This is a genomic window from Nocardioides sp., assembly GCF_036267815.1.
Taxonomy (GTDB): domain Bacteria; phylum Actinomycetota; class Actinomycetes; order Propionibacteriales; family Nocardioidaceae; genus Nocardioides.
In genome coordinates, this window is record NZ_DATAVI010000094.1 from 28,441 (window position 1) to 48,460 (window position 20,020).

17 protein-coding genes and 1 rRNA gene are annotated in these 20,020 nt (G+C 71.6%); 9 read left to right on the forward strand and 9 right to left on the reverse strand.

Annotation, left to right across the window (positions count from 1 at the left end):
* Positions 1-285: 285 nt before the first annotated feature.
* The 3 genes from VHW64_RS19185 to VHW64_RS19195 are packed head-to-tail and all read right to left on the reverse strand — an operon-like array spanning position 286 to position 2,910.
* Entirely contained in the window at positions 286-792 is a 507-nt protein-coding gene (locus tag VHW64_RS19185) for a peroxiredoxin (protein ID WP_329652186.1), read from the reverse strand.
* Positions 770-2,473, reverse strand: coding sequence for an AMP-binding protein (locus VHW64_RS19190; protein ID WP_329652187.1), 1,704 nt, complete (start codon positions 2,471-2,473; stop codon positions 770-772). Before VHW64_RS19190 ends, VHW64_RS19185 begins: the two co-directional genes overlap by 23 nt.
* Positions 2,470-2,910, reverse strand: coding sequence for a DUF3052 domain-containing protein (locus tag VHW64_RS19195; protein WP_329652188.1), 441 nt, complete (start codon positions 2,908-2,910; stop codon positions 2,470-2,472). Before VHW64_RS19195 ends, VHW64_RS19190 begins: the two co-directional genes overlap by 4 nt.
* Before the next feature lie 312 nt (positions 2,911-3,222).
* On the opposite strand from VHW64_RS19195, the gene aceE reads away from it, so the two are divergent.
* From aceE to VHW64_RS19210, 3 genes are all read left to right on the forward strand, one after another.
* Complete coding sequence (gene aceE, locus VHW64_RS19200; RefSeq protein ID WP_329652200.1) at positions 3,223-5,970, forward strand: pyruvate dehydrogenase (acetyl-transferring), homodimeric type; 2,748 nt, start codon at positions 3,223-3,225, stop codon at positions 5,968-5,970.
* Positions 5,971-6,042: 72 nt separating this feature from the next.
* Positions 6,043-7,695, forward strand: a complete 1,653-nt coding sequence (locus VHW64_RS19205) for an FAD-dependent oxidoreductase (RefSeq protein WP_329652189.1) — start codon at positions 6,043-6,045, stop codon at positions 7,693-7,695.
* Positions 7,696-7,710: 15 nt separating this feature from the next.
* The gene (locus VHW64_RS19210; RefSeq protein WP_329652190.1) at positions 7,711-9,120 is read left to right on the forward strand and encodes an ATP-binding protein; all 1,410 of its coding nucleotides are present in this window, start codon (positions 7,711-7,713) and stop codon (positions 9,118-9,120) included.
* Positions 9,121-9,141: 21 nt separating this feature from the next.
* On the opposite strand, the gene VHW64_RS19215 is transcribed toward VHW64_RS19210, so the two are convergent.
* From VHW64_RS19215 to VHW64_RS19225, 3 genes are read right to left on the reverse strand one after another with little or no spacing between them, the layout of a single operon-like run.
* Positions 9,142-9,561 carry a PPOX class F420-dependent oxidoreductase gene (locus VHW64_RS19215; protein ID WP_329652191.1) on the reverse strand — a complete coding sequence of 140 codons (420 nt, stop codon included), beginning with the start codon at positions 9,559-9,561 and terminating at the stop codon, positions 9,142-9,144.
* Between the two features lies 1 nt (position 9,562).
* On the reverse strand, positions 9,563-10,396 hold the full coding sequence (locus tag VHW64_RS19220) for an SDR family oxidoreductase (RefSeq protein ID WP_329652192.1): 834 nt from the start codon (positions 10,394-10,396) through the stop codon (positions 9,563-9,565).
* A gap of 51 nt (positions 10,397-10,447) precedes the next feature.
* A complete protein-coding gene (locus tag VHW64_RS19225; protein ID WP_329652193.1) occupies positions 10,448-11,389 on the reverse strand; it encodes an alpha/beta fold hydrolase in 942 nt (313 codons plus the stop codon).
* 129 nt (positions 11,390-11,518) lie between these two features.
* Here VHW64_RS19225 and VHW64_RS19230 point away from each other — a divergent pair, with 129 nt between their 5' ends.
* From VHW64_RS19230 to VHW64_RS19255, 6 genes are all read left to right on the forward strand, one after another.
* Complete coding sequence (locus tag VHW64_RS19230) at positions 11,519-12,733, forward strand: PucR family transcriptional regulator (RefSeq protein WP_329652194.1); 1,215 nt, start codon at positions 11,519-11,521, stop codon at positions 12,731-12,733.
* 112 nt (positions 12,734-12,845) lie between these two features.
* The gene (locus VHW64_RS19235; RefSeq protein WP_329652195.1) at positions 12,846-14,030 is read left to right on the forward strand and encodes an acyltransferase domain-containing protein; all 1,185 of its coding nucleotides are present in this window, start codon (positions 12,846-12,848) and stop codon (positions 14,028-14,030) included.
* On the forward strand, positions 14,030-15,031 hold the full coding sequence (locus VHW64_RS19240; RefSeq protein WP_329652196.1) for a beta-ketoacyl-ACP synthase III: 1,002 nt from the start codon (positions 14,030-14,032) through the stop codon (positions 15,029-15,031). Before VHW64_RS19235 ends, VHW64_RS19240 begins: the two co-directional genes overlap by 1 nt.
* A 75-nt stretch (positions 15,032-15,106) precedes the next feature.
* Positions 15,107-15,352 (forward strand): acyl carrier protein, encoded by a 246-nt coding sequence (locus VHW64_RS19245; RefSeq protein ID WP_151081886.1) that lies wholly within the window; start codon positions 15,107-15,109, stop codon positions 15,350-15,352.
* Between the two features lie 76 nt (positions 15,353-15,428).
* The gene (gene fabF / locus VHW64_RS19250) at positions 15,429-16,679 is read left to right on the forward strand and encodes a beta-ketoacyl-ACP synthase II (RefSeq protein ID WP_329652197.1); all 1,251 of its coding nucleotides are present in this window, start codon (positions 15,429-15,431) and stop codon (positions 16,677-16,679) included.
* Between the two features lie 3 nt (positions 16,680-16,682).
* On the forward strand, positions 16,683-18,104 hold the full coding sequence (locus VHW64_RS19255) for an acyl-CoA carboxylase subunit beta (RefSeq protein ID WP_329652198.1): 1,422 nt from the start codon (positions 16,683-16,685) through the stop codon (positions 18,102-18,104).
* A 117-nt stretch (positions 18,105-18,221) separates the two neighbouring features.
* On the opposite strand, the gene VHW64_RS19260 is transcribed toward VHW64_RS19255, so the two are convergent.
* The 3 genes from VHW64_RS19260 to rrf all read right to left on the reverse strand — a co-directional run bounded on the left by VHW64_RS19260 (position 18,222) and on the right by rrf (position 20,003).
* Positions 18,222-18,746, reverse strand: coding sequence for a DUF3145 domain-containing protein (locus VHW64_RS19260; protein WP_414690543.1), 525 nt, complete (start codon positions 18,744-18,746; stop codon positions 18,222-18,224).
* 145 nt (positions 18,747-18,891) lie between these two features.
* The gene (locus VHW64_RS19265) at positions 18,892-19,779 is read right to left on the reverse strand and encodes a tetratricopeptide repeat protein (protein WP_329652199.1); all 888 of its coding nucleotides are present in this window, start codon (positions 19,777-19,779) and stop codon (positions 18,892-18,894) included.
* Between the two features lie 107 nt (positions 19,780-19,886).
* A 5S ribosomal RNA gene (rrf, locus tag VHW64_RS19270) occupies positions 19,887-20,003 on the reverse strand.
* Between the last annotated feature and the right edge of the window lie 17 nt (positions 20,004-20,020).

Here is a 20,020-nt window from a genome sequence, read left to right on the forward strand (position 1 = left end):
CTACGCATCGCTACGCATCGCTCAGCCTCCCGTCACCCCACAACGCCGAGTCGTCCTATGACGACTCGGCGTGATTTCGGTGCGCTCTTGTGCCGACTCGGCGTGATTTCGGTGCACCTTTGTGCCGACTCGGCGTCGGGCCGGGGCTGAAAGCGAGGAGTCGAGAAGAAATGAGTCGAGCCGCTGGCGTCTCGGGTCACCAGCGGCTCAACGTGGAAAACAGTAGCGATCGGGGCCAGCACTTCCAAGCCTGAACAGCCATTTGATTGAAAATGGTTGCCTGGTCTAGGCCAGCTGGTGCAGCTGGGCCAGGTGGTCCCCCAGATCACGCCCGTCGGGCAGCTGGTTGTGCACCGTCCAGCGCACGATCCCGGCCTTGTCGACGACGAACGACGACCGGCGCGCGACGCCGAGCGCGTCGTCCAGGACGCCGTACGCGGACGCCACGGCTCCGTGCGGCCAGAAGTCGCTGAGCAGAGGGAAGTTGAGCCCGTCGCGGTCGGCGAACACCCGCAGGGAGTACGTCGCGTCCGTCGAGACCGCGAGCACCTCGGTGTCGAACGTCAGGAACTCGTCGAGCCGGTCGCGGATGCCGGTCAGCTCCCCGGTGCAGACGTTGGAGAAGGCCCAGGGGAAGAAGACCAGGGCGACCGCCTTGCGACCCACGAACGACGACATCGTGACGTCCTGCCCGAACTGGTCGCGCAGCGTGAAGTCCGGCGCGGGCATGCCGACGGCCAGGCCGGGCAGGTCGCCGGGCGCCGGCGGGTCAGTCGAGGTCAGCGAGCTCACGCTTGAGGATCTTGCCAGTCGCGTTGCGCGGGAGCTCATCGAGGAACACGAAGTCTCGGGGAACCTTGTAGCGCGCGAGGTTGTCCTTGACCCATTCGCGCAGCTCCTCCTCGTCCGGCGGAGCCTCGCCGACGACCACGAACGCCTTGAGCCGCTGGCCGAACCGGTCGTCGTCGACACCGATCGCGGCGACCTCGACAACGCCCTCGTGCCGCGACAGGCAGTCCTCGACCTCCTGCGGAAACACGTTCTCCCCACCCGAGACGATCATCTCGTCGTCGCGGCCCTCGACGTACAGACGGCGGTCCTCGCCGTACCTCCCGACGTCACCGGAGGCCATCAGCCCGTCCGCGATCTCCTTGCTCATCACCACGGACTCCGCCCCGTCGGAGTAGCCCTCGAAGAGCATCGTGTTGCCCACGAAGATCCGCCCGGTCTCTCCGCGCGGCACCTCTCGGCCGTCGGCGTCGAGGATCCGGACGACGGTCGCCCAGGGCGGCCTGCCGGCCGACGACGGCGCCTCCCGCAGGTCGGCCGGGGTCGCGATCGAGGCATAGGCCACCTCGGTCGACCCGTAGACGTTGTAGAGGTTGTCCCCGAAGGCATCCATCCACCGCAGCGCCAGGTCTCCCGGCAGCGCGGACCCCGAGGCCGCGGTCACCTTCAGCGCCGGCAGCCGGTAGCGCGCGAGCGTCTCGGGTGGCAGGGCCAGGATCCGCTGGAGCATGACCGGGATGACGACCAGGGAGTCGCAGCGCTCGTCGGTCAGGACCCGCAGGCACTCCTCGGGGTCGAACCGCCGGCGCAGCACCATGGTCGAGCCCAGGAGCATCGACAGCGCCAGGTGGGCGAACCCCCAGGTGTGGAACAACGGCGCGGCGATCTGCGTGCGCCACCCGTAGCGCAGCGGCAGGCGCGACATCAGCGAGACCGCGGCACCGATCCCCGCCTCGCTGCGCGGGGCGCCTTTCGGCGTGCCGGTGGTGCCCGAGGTCAGGATCACGGTCCGCGCATGGCGACCGGGCGCATCGAGGTCGGCGTCGTCGTACGCCGCGACCAGCGACTCGAGAGTCTCGCTGTCCCCGACGACGTCGCTGTCGCCGTCGACCCACCCGAGCAGCCGGACGCCGACCTCGGCGCCGCGCAGCAGGCCGGTGAACTCCTCGTCGTGGACGACGACCCGCGGGTCCTCCCGCCTCACGACGTCGACCAGCTGCGGCCCGGCGAAGGCGGTGTTGAGCAGCAGGATGTCCGCGCCGCACTTCGCCGTCGCCACCACCGCCTCGACGAAGCCCCGGTGGTTGCGGCACAGCACCGCCACCTTGTCGCCCTCGCCCACCCCGCGTTCGCGCAGCCCGCGGGCCAGCGCGTTCGAGCGCCGGTGCAGCTCGACGAAGGTCAGTGACCCGAGCTCGTCGACCAGGCCGACGCGGTCGGGATCGCGCAGGGCCATGGCGGCGAAGCCGCCGGCGGGCCCGGTCCCCCACTGCTTGACCACCTTGCCGATCCGGGCCAGGGCCAACGGCGACAGCGGGCGCAGCAGACCCGATCCGCCCAGCACCGCGGCCGGCGTACCGACGCGCCCCGCGACCCGTCCCGCGGCATGTCCGGCGAGGTGACCGGCGGAGTGCAGAGCCCGGCCCAGCCTGTCCGTGCCGGAGGCGATGCCGGGCTGGGTCACCCGGGCGTCTTCGGGGTGACGAGCCGGGTGGCCGCCCAGTCCTTGCTGACCGCAGCGGTGGTGGTCAGCGCGAGGCCCGCGATCGGGGCGGCCTCGGTGATGTCGGCGGGGTCCACCGAGTTGGCCCGACCGACCTTGGGGGTCAGCAGCCAGATCACGCCGCCCCCGACGAGATCGGTCAGCGAGTCGACCAGCCCGTCGACCAGGTCGCCGTCCTCGTCGCGCCACCACAGCAGCACGACGTCGACGACGTTGCCGTAGTCACCGTCGACCATGTCGGAGTCGATCGTGTCCTCGATGGCGACTCGCAGCTCGTCGTCGCTGTCGGAGTCCCAGCCGAGCTCCTGGACCACCATCCCCTTGGTCAGCCCCAGCCGCGAGGCGGGACCAGCCAGAGCGTCGGTAGGGGTCGAACCGCCAGCTGCGGTCGGGCTCAAGGGACTTCCTCCGTGACTGTGGTCTGCCGCCGCCCGTGCGGGCGGTGGCGTGGTGGGCAGTAGTCCACCCGACTCCGTACCCCTTCCGCAAGATGCGCCGCCCTCACGGGTCGCGGCGAGGGCCCCCGGGTGGCCACTCGGATTTCACCTCGCTGCCTCGCGTGACACGATGAACGGGTGAGCCAGACCCCCGCCACCCCCTCCGCCGAGGGCACAGCCACCGGTGTCGGTGCCGCCACCCCCGGGCACGCCTCCTCGACGGCTGCCGACGCCCCCGCCCGGGCCAGTGAGCCCGCGCCGACCAGACCCGTCATCCACGAAGGCCTGCCGACGCAGCTTCCCGACATCGACCCCGACGAGACCCAGGAGTGGCTCGACTCGTTCGACGACCTCACCGCGGCCCACGGTCGCGAGCGCGCCCGCTACATCATGCTGCGGCTGCTCGAGCGGGCACGCGAGCGGCAGGTCGGGGTGCCCGCCCTGCGCAGCACCGACTTCATCAACACGATCCCGCCCGAGCGCGAGCCGTGGTTCCCCGGCGACGAGGAGCTGGAGCGTCAGATCCGGCGACTCATCCGCTGGAACGCCGCCGTGATGGTCTCCTCGGCCAACCGCAAGGGCCTCGAGGTCGGCGGCCACATCGCGACGTACGCCTCGGCCGCGAGCCTGTACGAGGTCGGCTACAACCACTTCTTCCGAGGCAAGGACCATCCCGGCGGCGGGGACCAGCTCTACATCCAGGGCCACGCCTCCCCGGGCATCTACGCACGCGCGTACCTGATGAAGCGGCTGTCCGCCGAGCAGCTGCACCGCTTCCGCCAAGAGGTGCAGCACGGCCGCGGAGCCGGCCTCTCGTCGTACCCCCACCCGCGGCTGATGCCGGACTTCTGGGAGTTCCCCACGGTCTCGATGGGTCTGGCGGCGATCAACTCGATCTACCAGGCGCGCTTCAACCGCTACCTGCTCAACCGCGGCATCAAGGACACCAGCCAGCAGCACGTGTGGGCGTTCCTCGGCGACGGCGAGATGGGTGAGCCGGAGTCGCTCGGTGCCATCGGCCTGGCCGCGCGCGAGGAGCTCGACAACCTCACCTTCGTCATCAACTGCAACCTCCAGCAGCTCGACGGCCCGGTGCGCGGTGACGGCAAGGTCATCCAGGAGCTCGAGTCGTACTTCCGGGGCGCCGGGTGGAACGTCATCAAGGTGGTCTGGGGTCGTGAGTGGGACGCCCTGCTCGCGCAGGACGTCGACGGCGCGCTCGTCAACCAGATGAACAAGACCCCCGACGGGCAGTTCCAGACCTACTCGGTCGAGTCCGGCGCGTACATCCGCGAGCACTTCTTCGGCGGTGACGCGCGGCTGCGCAAGATGGTCGAGTCGATGTCCGACCGCGACATCGAGCTGCTGCCGCGCGGCGGCCACGACTACCGCAAGGTGTACGCCGCGTTCGAGGCGGCCAGCAAGCACGTCGGACAGCCGACGGTGATCTTGGCGCACACGATCAAGGGCTGGACCATCGACGCCCTCGAGGGCAAGAACGCGACCCACCAGATGAAGAAGCTGAACGCCCCGACCCTGAAGGCGTTCCGCGACCGGCTCGAGCTGCCGATCAGCGACCAGGACATCGACGAGCACTACGAGTTCGACGGCTCGGCGCCGTTCTACCACCCTGGCGAGGGGTCGGCCGAGCTGGAGTACCTCCGCGACCGGCGACGCTCGCTGGGCGGAGGCGTGCCCATGCGCCGGGTGCGGCCCCGACAGCTCACCCTGCCGGGCGACGCGGTGTACGACGAGCTGAAGCAGGGCTCGGGCAAGCAGAAGATCGCCACCACGATGGCGTTCGTCCGGCTGCTCAAGGACCTGATGAAGGACGAGGGCGTGGGCCAGCGGATCGTCCCGATCGCCCCCGACGAGTACCGCACCTTCGGCATGGACTCGATGTTCAGCTCCGCGAAGATCTACAACCCTGCGGGTCAGCTCTACGAGTCGGTCGACCGCAAGCTCCTGCTGGCCTGGAAGGAGTCGCCGCAGGGGCAGATGCTCCACGAGGGCATCTCCGAGGCCGGCTGCGTCGCCTCCGCCACGGCCGCGGGTTCGGCGTACGCCACCCACGGCGAGCCGATGATCCCGGTCTACATCTTCTACTCGATGTTCGGCTTCCAGCGCACGGCCGACTCGATCTGGGCGATGGCCGACCAGCTGGCGCGCGGCTTCCTGATCGGTGCCACCGCGGGGCGGACGACCCTGACCGGCGAGGGGCTCCAGCACGCCGACGGCCACTCGCCGCTGCTGGCCCTGACCAACCCGGCGGTGGTCCACTACGACCCGGCCTTCGCCTACGAGATCTCCCATATCGTCCAAGACGGGCTGCGGCGGATGTACGGGTCGAGCGAGGACCACCCGCACGGCGAGGACGTCATCTTCTACCTCACCGTCTACAACGAGCCGATCGCGCAGCCCGTCGAGCCCGAGGGACTGGACGCCGAAGGCCTGCTCCGGGGCATCTACCACCTGGCCGGGCCGCTCGAGGGGCTCCCAGGCGAGGCGCCGCGGGTGCAGCTGCTGGCCAGTGGTGTCGGGGTGCCGTGGGTCCAGCGCGCCCAGCAGCTGCTGCACGACGACTGGGGGGTAGCCGCCGACCTGTGGTCGGTCACCTCCTGGAACGAGCTCTCGCGTGAGGCGCTGGACACCGAGGAGTGGAACCTCATGCACCCACTCGAGGAGCCGCGCACGCCGTACCTCACGCAGCGCCTCCAGCCGGCCTCCGGACCGGTGGTCGCGGTCAGCGACTACATGCGCGCCGTACCGCAGTCGATCTCGCGCTGGGTGCCACAGCGGTTCCACGCGCTGGGCACCGACGGCTTCGGCCTCGCCGACACGCGAGCGGCAGCGCGTCGCCACTTCAAGGTCGACGCCGAGTCGGTGGTCTGCCAGGCCCTCGCGGCGCTGGCCGAGGAGGGCCGGATCGGGCGGGATGCGGTGCAGAAGGCGCTCGACCACTACCGGATCGACGACCCGACCGCGGTGGCCGGCGTGAAGCAGGAGGGTGGCGACGCCTGATCCGGCGCCCCTCGGTCCCCGCGGAGCCCTAGGCTGAGCCGACGCGCCTAGCCCCCGGGGGGACAGCACCACATGAGCCGGCCGACGATCCTGACCGTCGACGACGACCCGCAGGTCTCCGCCGCGCTCACACGCGACCTCAAGCAGCGCTACGGGTCGGAGTACCGCGTGCTGGCCGCGACGTCGGCCGCCCAGGCGCTCGACCTGCTGGGCACCCTCGCGTTGCGCACCGATCCGGTCGCCCTGGTCGTCAGCGACCAGCGGATGCCGGAGAAGACCGGGATCGAGCTGCTCGGCGAGTCACGCGAGCTCGCGCCGGAGGCAAAGCGGCTCCTCCTCACCGCGTACGCCGACACCGACGTCGCGATCGCGGCGATCAACGACATCGGGCTCGACTACTACCTCCTCAAGCCGTGGGACCCGCCCGAGGACCGGCTGTTCCCCGTCGTCGACGACCTCCTCGGCGACTGGCGTCGCGGACATCCCGAGGTCACCAACGACGTGCAGGTGGTCGGCGACCGCTGGTCCGAGCGCACCCACGAGCTCAAGACGTTCCTGGCCCGCAACCACGTCCCCTACCGCTGGTACGACGTGGAGCGCGACGACGAGGGCACTCGCCTCTTCGGCCTCGCGGGCAGCCTGGCCGGCGACCTGCCGTTGGTGCTGGTGCCCGACCGCGAGCCGCTGCGGGCGCCGACGCTGCTCGAGGCGGCCGCGGCCCTCGGCCTGCATGTCGAGGCCGAGCGCCCGCTCTACGACGTCTGCATCGTCGGCGGGGGTCCGGCCGGGCTGGCCGCCGGGGTGTACGCCGCGTCGGAGGGCCTGAGCACCGTCATCGTCGAGCGCGAGGCGCCGGGCGGCCAGGCCGGGCAGAGCTCGGCGATCGAGAACTACCTCGGCTTCCCCAAGGGGCTCAGCGGCTCCGACCTCGCCCAGCGCGCCCTGGCGCAGGTGTCGCGCTTCGGCGCGGAGCTCGTGCTGGCCCGTGAGGTCGTCGGGCTGGAGGCTCGCGGCACGGTGCGTGCGGTGCTCTTCGAGGGTGGGGGCGAGGTGGAGGCCAGGTCGGTCGTGGTGTCCACCGGCGTGTCCTACCGCCGGCTCGGGGCCGACGGCATCGCGGACCTCACCGGCCGGGGCGTCTACTACGGCGCCACCGCGGCCGAGGCGCCGCAGACCGCCGGCGACCAGGTCTTCGTCGTCGGTGGCGCCAACTCGGCCGGCCAGGCCGCGCTCAACTTCGCCCGCCACGCCGAGCACGTGACGCTGCTCGTGCGCGGCGCGGACCTGCTCGCGACGATGTCGACGTACCTCGTCGACCGCATCACGGCGGCTCCCAACGTCACGGTGCGGACCGGCACGGAGGTCGGCGCGGCCGGGGGCGAGGGTCATCTCGAGCGGCTGACGCTTCGTGACCGCGCGACCGGACAGGGCGAGGTGGTCGAGGCGTCGTGGCTGTTCGTCGTCATCGGCGCCTCGCCGCGCACCGACTGGCTGGGCGGCTCGGTGGCCCGCGACACCCACGGCTTCGTGCTCACCGGACCGGACGTCGTGACGTCGAGCGCCCCGTGGGCGCTGTCTCGCTCGCCGTTCGCCCTCGAGACCAGCGTCCCCGGCGTGTTCGCGGCCGGCGACGTCCGGCTGGAGTCGATGAAGCGGGTCGCCTCCGCGGTCGGCGAGGGCGCGATGTCGATCTACCTGATCCACCGCTATCTCGCCACGGTCTGACCCGGAGGTAACCCCATGGACGTCGACGAGCTGCGCGGCATCGACCTGTTCGCCGGGCTGACCGACGACCAGCTGGCCGAGCTCGCGAGCGGTGGCGACGAGGTCTCCTTCGGCCCCGGCGACGTGGTGTTCACCGAGGGCGACCGCGCGGACGACTGGTGGGTCCTGCTGTCCGGCTCCCTCGACCTGGCGCGCAAGGTCGGTCGCGAGGACGTCGTCGTAGCCCGGATGGACGTGCCCGGCCGATGGGCCGGCGGGTTCCGGGCCTGGGACGACAACGGCATCTACATGGCCACCGGTCGGGGCGCGACGCCAGGGCGCCTCCTGCGCCTGGACGCTCCGCAGCTGCGCGAGCTGGTGAACCACTGGTTCCCCCTGGCCGGCCACCTCATCGGCGGCCTGCACAGCACCGCGCGCTCCATCGAGTCGACCGTGCGTCAGCGCGACGCGCTGGTGACCCTGGGCACGCTCGCCGCCGGCCTGGCCCACGAGATCAACAACCCGGCCGCGGCGGCCACCCGCACGGTCGACGCGCTCGGCGAGTGCTGCGACGCCCTCCTGGAGGCCCTCACCCGGCTCGCGCACGACGACATCTCCGCCGCGCAGTTCAGCGCGCTCGACGAGCTGCGCCGCGAGCACGCCGGCTCGGTCGCCGCGCCGACCCCGCTGGACGCCCTCGCCATCGCCGACCGCGAGGACGAGCTCGCGGGCTGGCTCACCCGCCACGGGGTGGCCACCCCCGGTGCGTGGATCCTGGCCTCCTCGCTGGCAGCCGGCGGCGTCGACACCGCCTGGTGCGAGCGGGCGCACGTCGCGCTGGGCGACGACGCGCTGACGCCGGGCCTGGAGTGGGTCGCGGCGACCGTCACCTCGAAGAGCCTGCTGGTCGACCTGAAGGACGCCGTGCACCGCATCTCCGACCTGGTCTCGGCAGTCCGTTCCTACTCCCAGATGGACCGCGCCTCGGCGCAGCGCATCGACGTGGCCGACGGCATCGACAGCACCCTCACCATGCTCGGGCACAAGCTCAAGAGCGGGGTGTACGTCGTGCGGGAGTACGCCGACGTCCCCCGGATCGAGGCCTACCCCGGCGAGCTCAACCAGGTCTGGACCAACCTGGTCGACAACGCCGTGGACGCCATGGACGGGCAGGGCACGCTGACCATCCGCACCCGCGCCGACGGCGAGGGGGTCGTGGTGGAGATCGCGGACACCGGCTCGGGCATGCCACCGGAGGTCGTGGCCCGCGCGTTCGAGCCGTTCTTCACCACCAAGGACGTCGGCAAGGGCACCGGCCTCGGACTCGACATCGCCCGCCGCATCGTCGTCGAGCGGCACGGCGGCCGCATCGACATCGACTCCCCCGCCGCCGACGGTCGAGGCACGCGGATCCGGATCAGCCTGCCCCCCAAGCCCGTCAGCTGACGGCGGTGACCTTCTGCCTGGTCAGCGCAGGGCGCCGTAGGCCCTGGTCGGGGTGAGGCGGACGACGACGCGGCGCTCGGCCACCATGGCTCTGCGGTAGTCGTCCCAGTCCGAGTGCTCGCCGTTGACGCCCCTGAAGTACTCCACCAGCTCGTCCACGGCCGCGTCGTGCGGGTCGGTCGCGACGGCCGAGAACGACGCCTGCCCCTCGATGACGGCGTAGGACCAGAAGCTCTCCCCGTCGACCTTCAGCGCGGCCCACGGGTCGCGCCGGAGGTTGTGGTACTTCGCGCGCTCCGCCGTCGTGCTCACCCGGATCAGGCCGTCGTCGCCGACCCAGTGCACGACGTTCGACAGCTGGGGCCTGCCGTCTCGACGCAGCGTCGTCAGGACCGACTGGTGGTTGGCCCGGGCCGCAGCGACCGCGTCGTCGAGCTCCATCTCAGGATCCCTCCCCGCCCTGCGCGATCAGCGCGACGTCCTGCCACTGGTTCCAGGTCTTCAGCCGTGACTCGTAGTCCGCCGTAGCCAGGGACAGCGGCACCGCACCGAAGAACACCCGGAGCGGTGGCTCATCCGCGTCGACCACGCGCAGGATCGCCTCCCGCGTCGCGACCGGGTCGCCCGGGTCGCTCGCTCGCCGCGCCCGCGTCTCGAGGGTCACTCGGTGCACCTCGTCATAGGCCGGCAGCTGCTCGGAGGTGCTGGACGACGACCCGGACCAGTCGGTCGAGAAGGCGCCCGGCTCGACGAGGGTGACGTGCACCCCGAAGCCGGCGACCTCCTGCGCCAGAGCCTGGCTGAGCCCCTCCAGTGCCCACTTCGAGGCGTGGTAGATCCCGACGCGCGGGAACGCCGTGATCCCGCCGATCGAGGACACCTGGATGATGTGGCCGCTGCCCTGGTCGCGCAGGTAGGGCAGCGCCGCCTGCGTCACCCACAAGGCGCCGAAGACGTTGGTCTCGAGCTGCTGACGCGCCTCGTCCTCGGTGATCTCCTCGACCATCCCGAAGTGGCCGTAGCCCGCGTTGTTCACGACGATGTCGAGCCCGCCGAAGTGGTCGTGGGCCCGCGCGACCGCCGCGAAGTCCGCATCCCGGTCGGTCACGTCGAGCGCGAGCGGCAGCAGCGCCGCGCCGTACCTCTGGGCCAGGTCGTCGAGACTGGCGGTGTCGCGAGCGGTCGCCGCGACCCGGTCCCCACGCTCCAGCGCTGCGATCGCCCACTCGCGCCCGAACCCGCGCGAGGTACCTGTGATGAACCACGTCTTAGCCATACCTCGGCCAAGACGTCGTACGGCGTGTCTATTCCCCGGGCGCCAGGGCGCTCAGGCGCCGGGGGCCGCCACCGACTCGAGCGGGGTGCCGGCTGCCGGGCCCTGTCGCAGCAGGCGGCGCCACCGCGCCCGGGAGTACGACGCGGGAGCGGTGCTGCGATGGAAGTCGTCGAGGATCCGCACGAACCGCTCGGGATGGTCCTTGTGCGGGAAGTGCCCGGCGCTCGGGATCACCTCGATCCGGGCCTTCGGTGCCAGCTCGGCGGCCCGGGCGGCGTGACTGACCGGGATCACCCGGTCGTCCTCGCCCCAGACGACGAGCATCGGCATCGCCTCGGTGAGGTAGGCACGGTCGGCCATCGTGACAACCTGTCCCTGCCAGTCGATGACTGCGCGGACGACGTGCCGGATCGCGGCCCGCGCGGCCGGGTCGCGGAACGACTCGTAGATGGCCGCGACCTCGTCGAAGTCACGGAACTCCTTCAGGCCGGTGCGCGAGAGGGCCTTCAGACCAGCGGTGCCGACCTGGCGTACGCCGGGCAGGGTGAGGGCGCCCATCACCTGGTAGAAGCCGGTCGCCGTGATCGCCCGGATGGCAGCGGACACCTCGGGCCCGAGGCCGCCGGACCCGACCAGCACCAGCCGCTCGGTGCGCTCGGGGAACTGGTAGGCGAACTGCATCGCCACGCCGCCGCCCAGGCTGTGGCCGACCACGGTGACCTTGTCGACGTCGAGCACGGTGAGCAGGTCTCGCATGCCGTTGGCGAAGGCGCCGATGCTGTAGTCGGCGCGCGGCTTGTCGGACTCGCCGTGCCCGAGCAGATCAGGTGCGATCACGGTGTAGCGGCGCGCCAGCGCGTCCAGCACCGGCAGCCAGGTGCGATGCGTGCAGCCGAGTCCGTGCAGCAGCAGGAGGACCGGGCCGGAGCCCGCCTTCACGTAGGCGCGACGGTGGCCGTGGATCCTCACGTGCTGCACGGGGTGCTGGCGCATCAGCGGCGCGGCCTCCTGCTCTCGCCCGGCCGACCCGGGGCGGTCCGACGGATTCAACCAGACGTACCCCCGGTATGCCTGCCCAAAACTCGGCACGCGGACGAAATCGCACCGACTAGGGTCGGGTGGGTGAGCGTGCGCGCCGTACCAGCGAGTCCGGGTGAGCAGAGCTCGCGCGAGCGCGCGGCGGACGCCCTGCGGCGCTCCACGGGCGCCCTCAGCTCGGAGGCGATGTCGCGGATGCTCACCGACATGCCGTGGTTCGGCGAGCTCGCCGCGGAGAGCCGGTCCTGGGTGGGGCAGATCCTCCAGGCAGGCATCCAGGGCTTCGTCGACTGGTTCCGGCTCGACGACGACGACGCCTCACCCGGAGACACCGCAGCCGCCGTCTTCGGCGCCGCCCCCCGCAGCATGACCGGAGTGATCACGCTCGGCCAGACGGTCGACCTCGTGCGACTCGGCATCGAGGTCGTGGAGGCGAACGTCGACCGGATCGTCGAGACGCAGGACGCGCCGGAGGTGCACGCGGCCGTGCTGCGCTACGCCCGCGAGGTGGCCTTCGCGACGGCCGAGGTGTACGCGCGTGCCGCCGAGGTCCGCGGTGCCTGGGACGCCCGGCTGGAGGCGCTCGTCGTCGACTCGGTGCTGCGCGCCGAGGCCGACGAGTCGGTCGCGTCGCGCGCGAGTGCGCTGGGCTGGGCCGACCGCGAGGGTGTGACCGTGGTGCTGGGCTCGGCTCCGCACCCGCGCACCGAGGACCTCTTCGACCAGGTACGCCGGGTGGCCCGGGGAGCCGGGATGGACGCGCTGTGCGCGACCCAGGGCGAGCGGCTCGTGGTGATCCTCGGCGGGGTCCGCGACGACGAGACCGACAAGGCCGCCCAGGCCGTCGTCCGCTTCTTCGGCAGCGGTCCCGTCGTGGTCGGCCCGCGGGCCGACGACCTCGCCTCGGCTCACGTCTCGGCGCGGACCGCGATCACCGGCCTGAGGGCCGCCGCCGGCTGGCCGGACGCGCCTCGCCCCGTCGCCAGCGACGACCTCCTGCCGGAGCGCGTGCTGGCCGGTGACGGCCACGCGCGACGCCACCTCGTCGAGGCCGTCTACCAGCCCCTCAGCGAGGCCAGGGAGACCCTGGTCGACACGCTCTCGGCGTACTTCGGCCAGGGACAGTCGCTCGAGGCGACCGCGCGTGCGCTGTTCGTGCACCCCAACACCGTGCGGTACCGGCTTCGACAGGTCGCCGAGCTCACCGGGCTCTCGGCGACACACCCCCGCGAGAGTCTCACGCTGCAGCTGGCCCTCGTGCTGGGCCGGCAGGCGCACCGGCCCCCTGACAGCGTCTGAGGTGCGCAGGCGGGGCACCCTCGCGAATTTGTAGGATCCCTACAAATCTTCAGGGGCGAGTTCGTGCGTGCCCGAGGCGCATCCCGACCCCGCCACCCGCAAGGCTGGACCCGTGCTCGTCATCGTCGCTCCCGGCCAGGGTGCCCAGACACCCGGCTTCCTGACCCCGTGGCTGGAGGACCCGACCTTCGCCTCGCGGTTCGCCTGGCTCTCGACGGTCGCCGGGCTGGATCTGGCCCATTACGGCACCGAGGCGGACGCCGCGACGATCCGCGAGACCCAGATCGCGCAACCCCTGCTCGTGGCGACCGGGCTGATCGCCGCCCTGGAGCTGTTCCCCCATCCCGCCGACGTCTTCCGCCAGATCGGCGCCGTGGCCGGGCACAGTGTCGGCGAGCTGGCCGCGGCGGCCGGCGCGCGGGCGATCACCGCGGAGCAGGCCATGGTCCTGGTTCGAGAGCGCGGCAAGGCGATGGCCACGGCGGCAGCGACGACCGCGACCGGCATGACCGCGGTGCTCGGCGGCGACCGCGAGGAGGTCCTCGCGGCGATCGAGGCCCAGGGACTGGTCGCGGCCAACAACAACGGCCCCGGCCAGGTGGTCGCGGCCGGCACGATGGAGCAGCTGGCGGCGTTCGCCGACGACCCGCCCGCCAAGGCCCGGCTGGTCCCGCTCAGCGTGGCGGGAGCCTTCCACACCGAGCACATGGCGCCCGCGGTCGGTCATCTGGCCACCCTCGCCCGCTCGGTCTCGACCCACGATCCTCGGACGCCCTGGATCTCCAACCGCGACGGGCAGGTCATCCAGGACGGCCGCGAGATCATGCGGCGCATCGTCCGCCAGATCGCCGAGCCCGTCCGCTGGGACCTCTGCATGGAGACGATGACCGACCTCGGGGTCACCGGTCTGCTCGAGATGCCGCCGGCCGGCACCCTCGTCGGGATCGCCAAGCGTGCTCTGCCCGGCGTGGAGACCTTCGCCCTCAAGACGCCGGACCAGCTCGACGACGCCCGCGCGTTCTGTGCCAAGCACGGCGAGGCCTCGGTCATCGACACCACGCCGACCTGGCTGATGGTGGTCTCACCGGCCAAGGGCACCTTCCACCGCTCCGAGGAGGCCGGCGACGCCGACGTTCTGGAGCCCGGTGCCGCGCTGGGCGACGTCGCCAGCCTGCGCGACCGCACCGAGGTCAAGGCACCTCACGGCGGCCAGGTCGTCGAGTGGCTCGTCGAGGACGGCGACCTGGTCTCCCCCGGCCAGCCCCTGGTTCGCCTCCACCCGGTCGGAGCAGCCTGATGGCCACGATCGCGACCGAGACCGGCTCGTCGTACTCCGCGGTCCTCGGGGTCGGCAGCTACCGCCCCTCGCGGGTGATCCCCAACGCCGAGATCGTCGATGCGATCGACTCCAGCGACGAGTGGATCCAGCAGCGCTCCGGCATCCGGCAGCGTCGGTTCGCCTCCCCCGAGGAGACCGTCCAGATGATGTCGGTGGCGGCGTCGCGCAAGGCCATCGAGCGCGCCGGCATCGCGCCGGCGCAGATCGACTGCGTCATCGTCGCCACCGTCACCCATCTGCTCCAGACTCCGGCGATCGCGACCGCCATCGCCTACGAGCTCGGCACCGACCAGGCCGCGGCGTTCGACATCTCCGCCGCCTGCGCGGGCTTCTGCCACGGGCTCGCCCTGGCCGACCAGATGGTGCGCGGCGGCGCCGCGCACTACGCCCTGGTGATCGGGGTCGAGCGGCTCTCCGACCTGACCGACATGGCCGACCGCGGAACGGCGTTCATCTTCGCCGACGGTGCGGGCGCGGCGATCGTCGGGCCCAGCCAGACCCCGGGGATCGGACCGGTGGTGTGGGGCTCCGACGGCGAGCAGTTCGACCTGATCCGGCAGAAGGAGGACTGGCGCGACATCGTGGCGATGGACCGGCCAGTGCTTCCCTACCTCACGATGCAGGGCAACCCCGTCTTCCGCTGGGCGTCGTTCACGATGGCCAAGGTCGCCCAGCAGGCGCTCGACAAGGCCGGCATCGCGGCCGACGACCTCGACGTCTTCGTGCCCCATCAGGCCAACATGCGGATCATCGACGCCATGGCCCGCGCGATGAAGCTCCCGGAGCGGGTGGTCATCGCCCGCGACATCGCCGAGCAGGGCAACACCTCGGCGGCCTCGATCCCCCTGGCGCTCGATCGGATGATCGACGAGGGCCAGGCCAAGAGCGGCGACATCGCTCTGCTCATCGCGTTCGGTGCCGGCCTGGCGTATGCCGCCCAGGTCATCGCCGTTCCCTGACCGTGCTCGCGCCTGGCGTGGCGCGGACCACCACCCATCACCGATGGTGACAACAAAGGAAGAGGACCCACTCACATGGCCACCACCGAAGAGATCCGCGCCGACCTCGCCGAGATCGTCAACGAGGTCGCAGGCATCCCCGTCGAGGACGTGCAGCTCGACAAGTCGTTCGTCGACGACCTCGACGTCGACTCGCTGTCCATGGTCGAGGTCGTCGTGGCTGCCGAGGAGAAGTTCGGCGTCTCCATCCCCGACGACGAGGTGAAGAACCTCAAGACCGTGGGCGATGCCGTCTCCTTCATCGAGAACGCCCAGGGCTGAGCCGCCCGCTGGTCCCCCGGCGATCCCGGGGGGCCGCAGAGCTCGTCCGCCTCCCCCTCCACCCACGAGGAGTCACATGACTGCCCACCCTGAGCGCAAGCGTGTCGTCGTCACCGGCATGGGCACCACCAACCCCCTCGGTGGCGATGTCGCCACCACCTGGGAGGCCATGGTCAAGGGGCAGTCCGGTGTCCGCCACCTGGACGACGAGTGGGCGGCCGAGGCCCCGGTCAAGATCGCCGGCCGGATCGCGGTCGAGCCCAGCGAGGTGCTCGAGCGCGTGCGGGCACGACGCCTCGACCGCTCGTCCCAGTTCGCGATGGTGGCGGCGATGGAGGCGTGGGCAGACTCCGGCCTGGCCGATGCCGAGATCGACCACGACCGGCTCGGGGTGGCGATGGCCTCGGGGATCGGCGGCGTCACGACCCTGCTCTCCAACTACGACACGCTGCTGGAGAAGGGCCCGCGACGCGTCTCACCGCTCGCGGTCCCGATGCTGATGCCCAACGCACCCGCGGCCCAGGTCAGTCTCTACGTCGGAGCGCGCGCCGCGGTGAACACGCCGGTCTCGGCCTGTGCCTCCGGCAACGAGGGCATCTCGTTGGCGCTCGACCAGATCCGGCTGGGCCGGGCGGACATCGTCCTCGCGGGCGGCACCGAGGCGGCCATCCACCCGCTGCCGATGGCGGCCTTCGCCAACATGATGGCCCTGTCGAAGAACGCCGGTGACCCGACCACCGTCTCGCGACCGTGGGACTCCGCCCGCGACGGCTTCGTGCTGGGTGAGGGCGCCGGTGTGCTGGTGCTCGAGTCCGAGGAGCACGCCAAGGCTCGCGGCGCCCGCATCTACGCCGAGGTGCTGGGCGCGGGCATCACCGCCGACGCCCACGACATCGCCCAGCCCGACCCCGAAGGACGCGGCGGCACCCGCGCGATCCGGCGGGCGCTGGCGGAGTCGGGCATCGAGCCCTCCGACGTCATTCACATCAACGCCCACGCCACGTCGACCCCGCAGGGCGACATCGCCGAGGGCCTGATGATCCACGCGACCCTCGGCTCCCACGCCGACGACGTCGTGGTCACCAGCACCAAGTCCATGACCGGGCACCTGCTGGGCGGCGCCGGCGCACTCGAGGCGATCGCGACCGTGCTCGCCCTCCACCACCGAGTCAGCCCTCCGACGATCAACCTCGACGACAAGGACCCCCGGGTCGAGCTCGACATCCCGACGACGGCGCGCGACCTCCGCCCGGGAGACGCAGCCGCGCTCAACAACTCGTTCGGGTTCGGTGGAGCCAACGTCGCCGTCGCCTTCGGGAGCGTGTGAGCCATGACAGCCACGGTCGCCAAGCCTCCTCGGACCGAGAACCCGCGGTACCCGGTCCACCGGATCACAGCCCTGCTCGACGAGGGCACGTTCGAGGCGATCACCCCCGAGGACGACAGCGGGATGCTCGCGGCGGTCGGCCGGGTCAGGGGCCGACGAGTCGTCGTCTTCTGCTCCGACGCCACCGTGATGGGCGGGGCCATGGGCGACCAGGGCTGTCGCGTCGTGGTCGACGCCTACCACCGGGCGATGATCGACCAGGCGCCGATCATCGGGCTGTGGCACTCCGGCGGTGCCCGGTTGGCCGAAGGCGTGCTCTCGCTGCACGCGGTGGGCCGGATCTTCCAGGTGATGACCCAGGCCTCGGGCAAGATCCCCCAGATCTCGGTGGTGCTCGGCCCGGCCGCCGGCGGCGCGGCGTACGGTCCGGCCCTGACCGACGTGGTGATCCTCGGCCCCGAGGGCCGGATCTTCGTGACCGGCCCGGACGTCGTCCGCTCGGTGACGGGCGAGGACGTCGACATGCTGAGGCTCGGCGGTCCCGAGCCGCACGGCCGTCGTTCCGGCGTCGTCCACATCCTCACCGAGAGCGAGGCCGACGCGCTCGAGCGTGCCCGCACGGTCGCCTCCCTGCTGGGCGACCAGGGCGACCTGGACGTCGCCGCAGTCGAGGACCGCGACCTGTCCAGCGTTCTGCCCGAGTCCAAGAAGCGCGCCTACGACGTCCATCCCCTGGTCGAGACGATGCTCGACGAGGGCTCCATGCAGGAGCTCCACGAGCGCTGGGCCCCCAACATCGTGACCGCGCTGGGCCGCTTCGGCGGACGCACGGTCGGGGTCGTCGCGAACAACCCGCTGCGGCTCGGCGGCTGCCTCGACTCGCTCTCCGCCGAGAAGGCCTCGCGGTTCGTGCGCCTGTGCGACGCGCTGGGCGTGCCCCTGATCGTCCTGGTCGACGTCCCGGGGTACCTGCCCGGCGTCGGGCAGGAGTGGGACGGCGTCGTCCGGCGAGGTGCGAAGCTGCTCCACGCCTTCGGCGAGTGCGTCGTACCGCGGGTCACCCTGATCACGCGCAAGACCTACGGCGGTGCCTACATCGCGATGAACTCACGCGCTCTCGGGGCCACCAAGGTCTTCGCCTGGGACGGGGCCGAGGTGGCGGTGATGGGACCCGTGGCCGCGATCCGCATCCTGCACCGCCGCAAGCTCGCCGAGGTCTCCCCCGAGATCCGGCCCCAGGTCGAGGCGGAGCTGGCCGCCGAGCACGAGCGGCTCGCCGGCGGCGTGGAGAAGGCGCGGGAGATCGGCGTCGTCGACGAGCTGGTCGAGCCCACGCGCACGCGCAGCGCCATCGCCCGAGCGATCGACGACGCGGTCCAGGCCGACGGCGTCCGCCGGGGACAGCACGGCAACATCCCCCTCTGAGCACCGTGACGCGGCCTGGTGCCAGCGGCCTGCTGTGAGGCGCCCGGCGAGCGAGCTCGCTGCGGCGTTCCTTGCGGGAGGTTCCGGTCCGGCTTCGCCGGATCGGAACGTCCTCGCTCAGACCACGTGATGCAGCCAACGCACGGGGGCGCCCTCGCCCGCGTGCCGGAACGTCTCCAGCTCGTCGTCCCAGGGCTTCCCGAGCAGCCGGTCGATCTCGAGCAGCAAGGTCGTGTCACCGAGGGCCGCCTTGACCACGGCGGCCTTGAGCCGATCCTCCGGGATCATGATGTCGCCGTGCAGGCCGGTCACGGCATGGAAGACACCGAGGTCGGGGGTGTAGCTGTAGCGCCCGCCCTCGGACTGTGCGGTGGCGTCCTCCGTGACCTCGAAGCGCAGGTGGTTCCATCCGCGCAGCGCCGAGGCGATCGCCGCCGCGGTGCCGACCTCGCCCGCGAACGACAGCTCGGCCCGATAGCTGCCGGCCTGCGCGGGCTGCGGGGTCCACTCCATGCTGACGGCGGTGCCCAGCACGCCCCCCACGGCCCACTCCAGATGTGGGCACAGCGCCGAAGGCGCGGAATGCACGTACAACACGCCCCGCGTTGTCGGAGCGGGGCGGCTGGCGATGTGTGCGGTCACCGGGGCTTCTCCTTCATCAACGGCATCCGAGCGACGCCTTCCCCAGCGGGCTCAGCAGCAGATGAGGATCTACCTGTGTGACACGTGTGCAGTTATGAAGTCATTGTGGCCGATGGTGCGCAGAAACACCAGCAGGTGGCGCAGCTCACCCGAGGCGACTTTCGAGCGCCTCGGCGCGCGCCGCGGCGTCCGTGAGCTCTTGCGGGTCGACGGCGTCGGTCCGGTGGAACCACGCCAAGGCATCCTTGTCTCGCCCGGCCGCCTCCAGGGCGTCGGCGTAGGCGTAGCGCAGGCGCACCACCCAGGACTCGCGGCTCTTGGACTGTACGGGAGCAAGCTCCAGGGTCCGTACGGCTGCGTCGAGCTGACCGAGGTCGCGTCGGGCGCCGGCCTCGACCAGCGTCATCTCGGCCTTCGCCGCGGACCCGAAGTTCGCGACTGCCGGGCTCCTGGCCAGCTTCAGCGCCTGCTCGGGCTGTCCGAGCGCGCGGTGGCAGTCGGCCATGATCGGCAGGTAGTCGGTGGCGCCGTTCATCCGCTTGGCGGCGCGCAGCTCCGACAGGGCCTCGGCGTAGTGGCCGGCGGCGTACGCCGCCTCCCCGGTCGCCTCGCGCACCACGGCGAGCCGCGAGGCGCGGGCTCGAGCTGCCAGCGTGTGCTGGTAGGCGGTCTCGGGGTCGGAGTCGATCAAGGTGCCCGCCGCGGCCAGGTGGCGCGCGACCCGGAGGGCCAGACGCTCGGGCAGGCCCTTCAGCTGTGCGCTGACGCTCCGGTCGAGCTCGCGCCCGGTGATCTCCTCGGGGATCGGCGGGCCGTCGTACCTCGCCTGGTCCTCCGAGCGGGGAACGTCTTGTCGGTCAGCCGGCCGAGACCAGTCCTGGCGGCGGCCACGGCCCGCTTGCTGACGCCCCTGACCGCGCTGGTCGGCTCCGCGGCTCTGGCCGCGCTGGTCAGCTCCGCGCGGGTTGGGACGCCCACCTGGGGTGCGACCCTTCCCGGCACCCGAGGGCGTCCGTCGACCGCCGTCTGCCACGTCTGTCACTCCTCGCCGGATCGTCAGGATCGATGGGGTGCCGGATCTCGACCCCCACACACTAGCGATGGGGGCCATTAGCGAAGATGGCCCCCATCGGAGAAGTTGTTCGGCGGCGTCCTACTCTCCCACATCCTGTCGGGTGCAGTACCATTGGCGCTGGCTGGCTTAACTTCCGGGTTCGGGATGGGTCCGGGTGTTTCCTGGCCGCTATGGCCGCCGTAACGTTGTGAACCGTTGT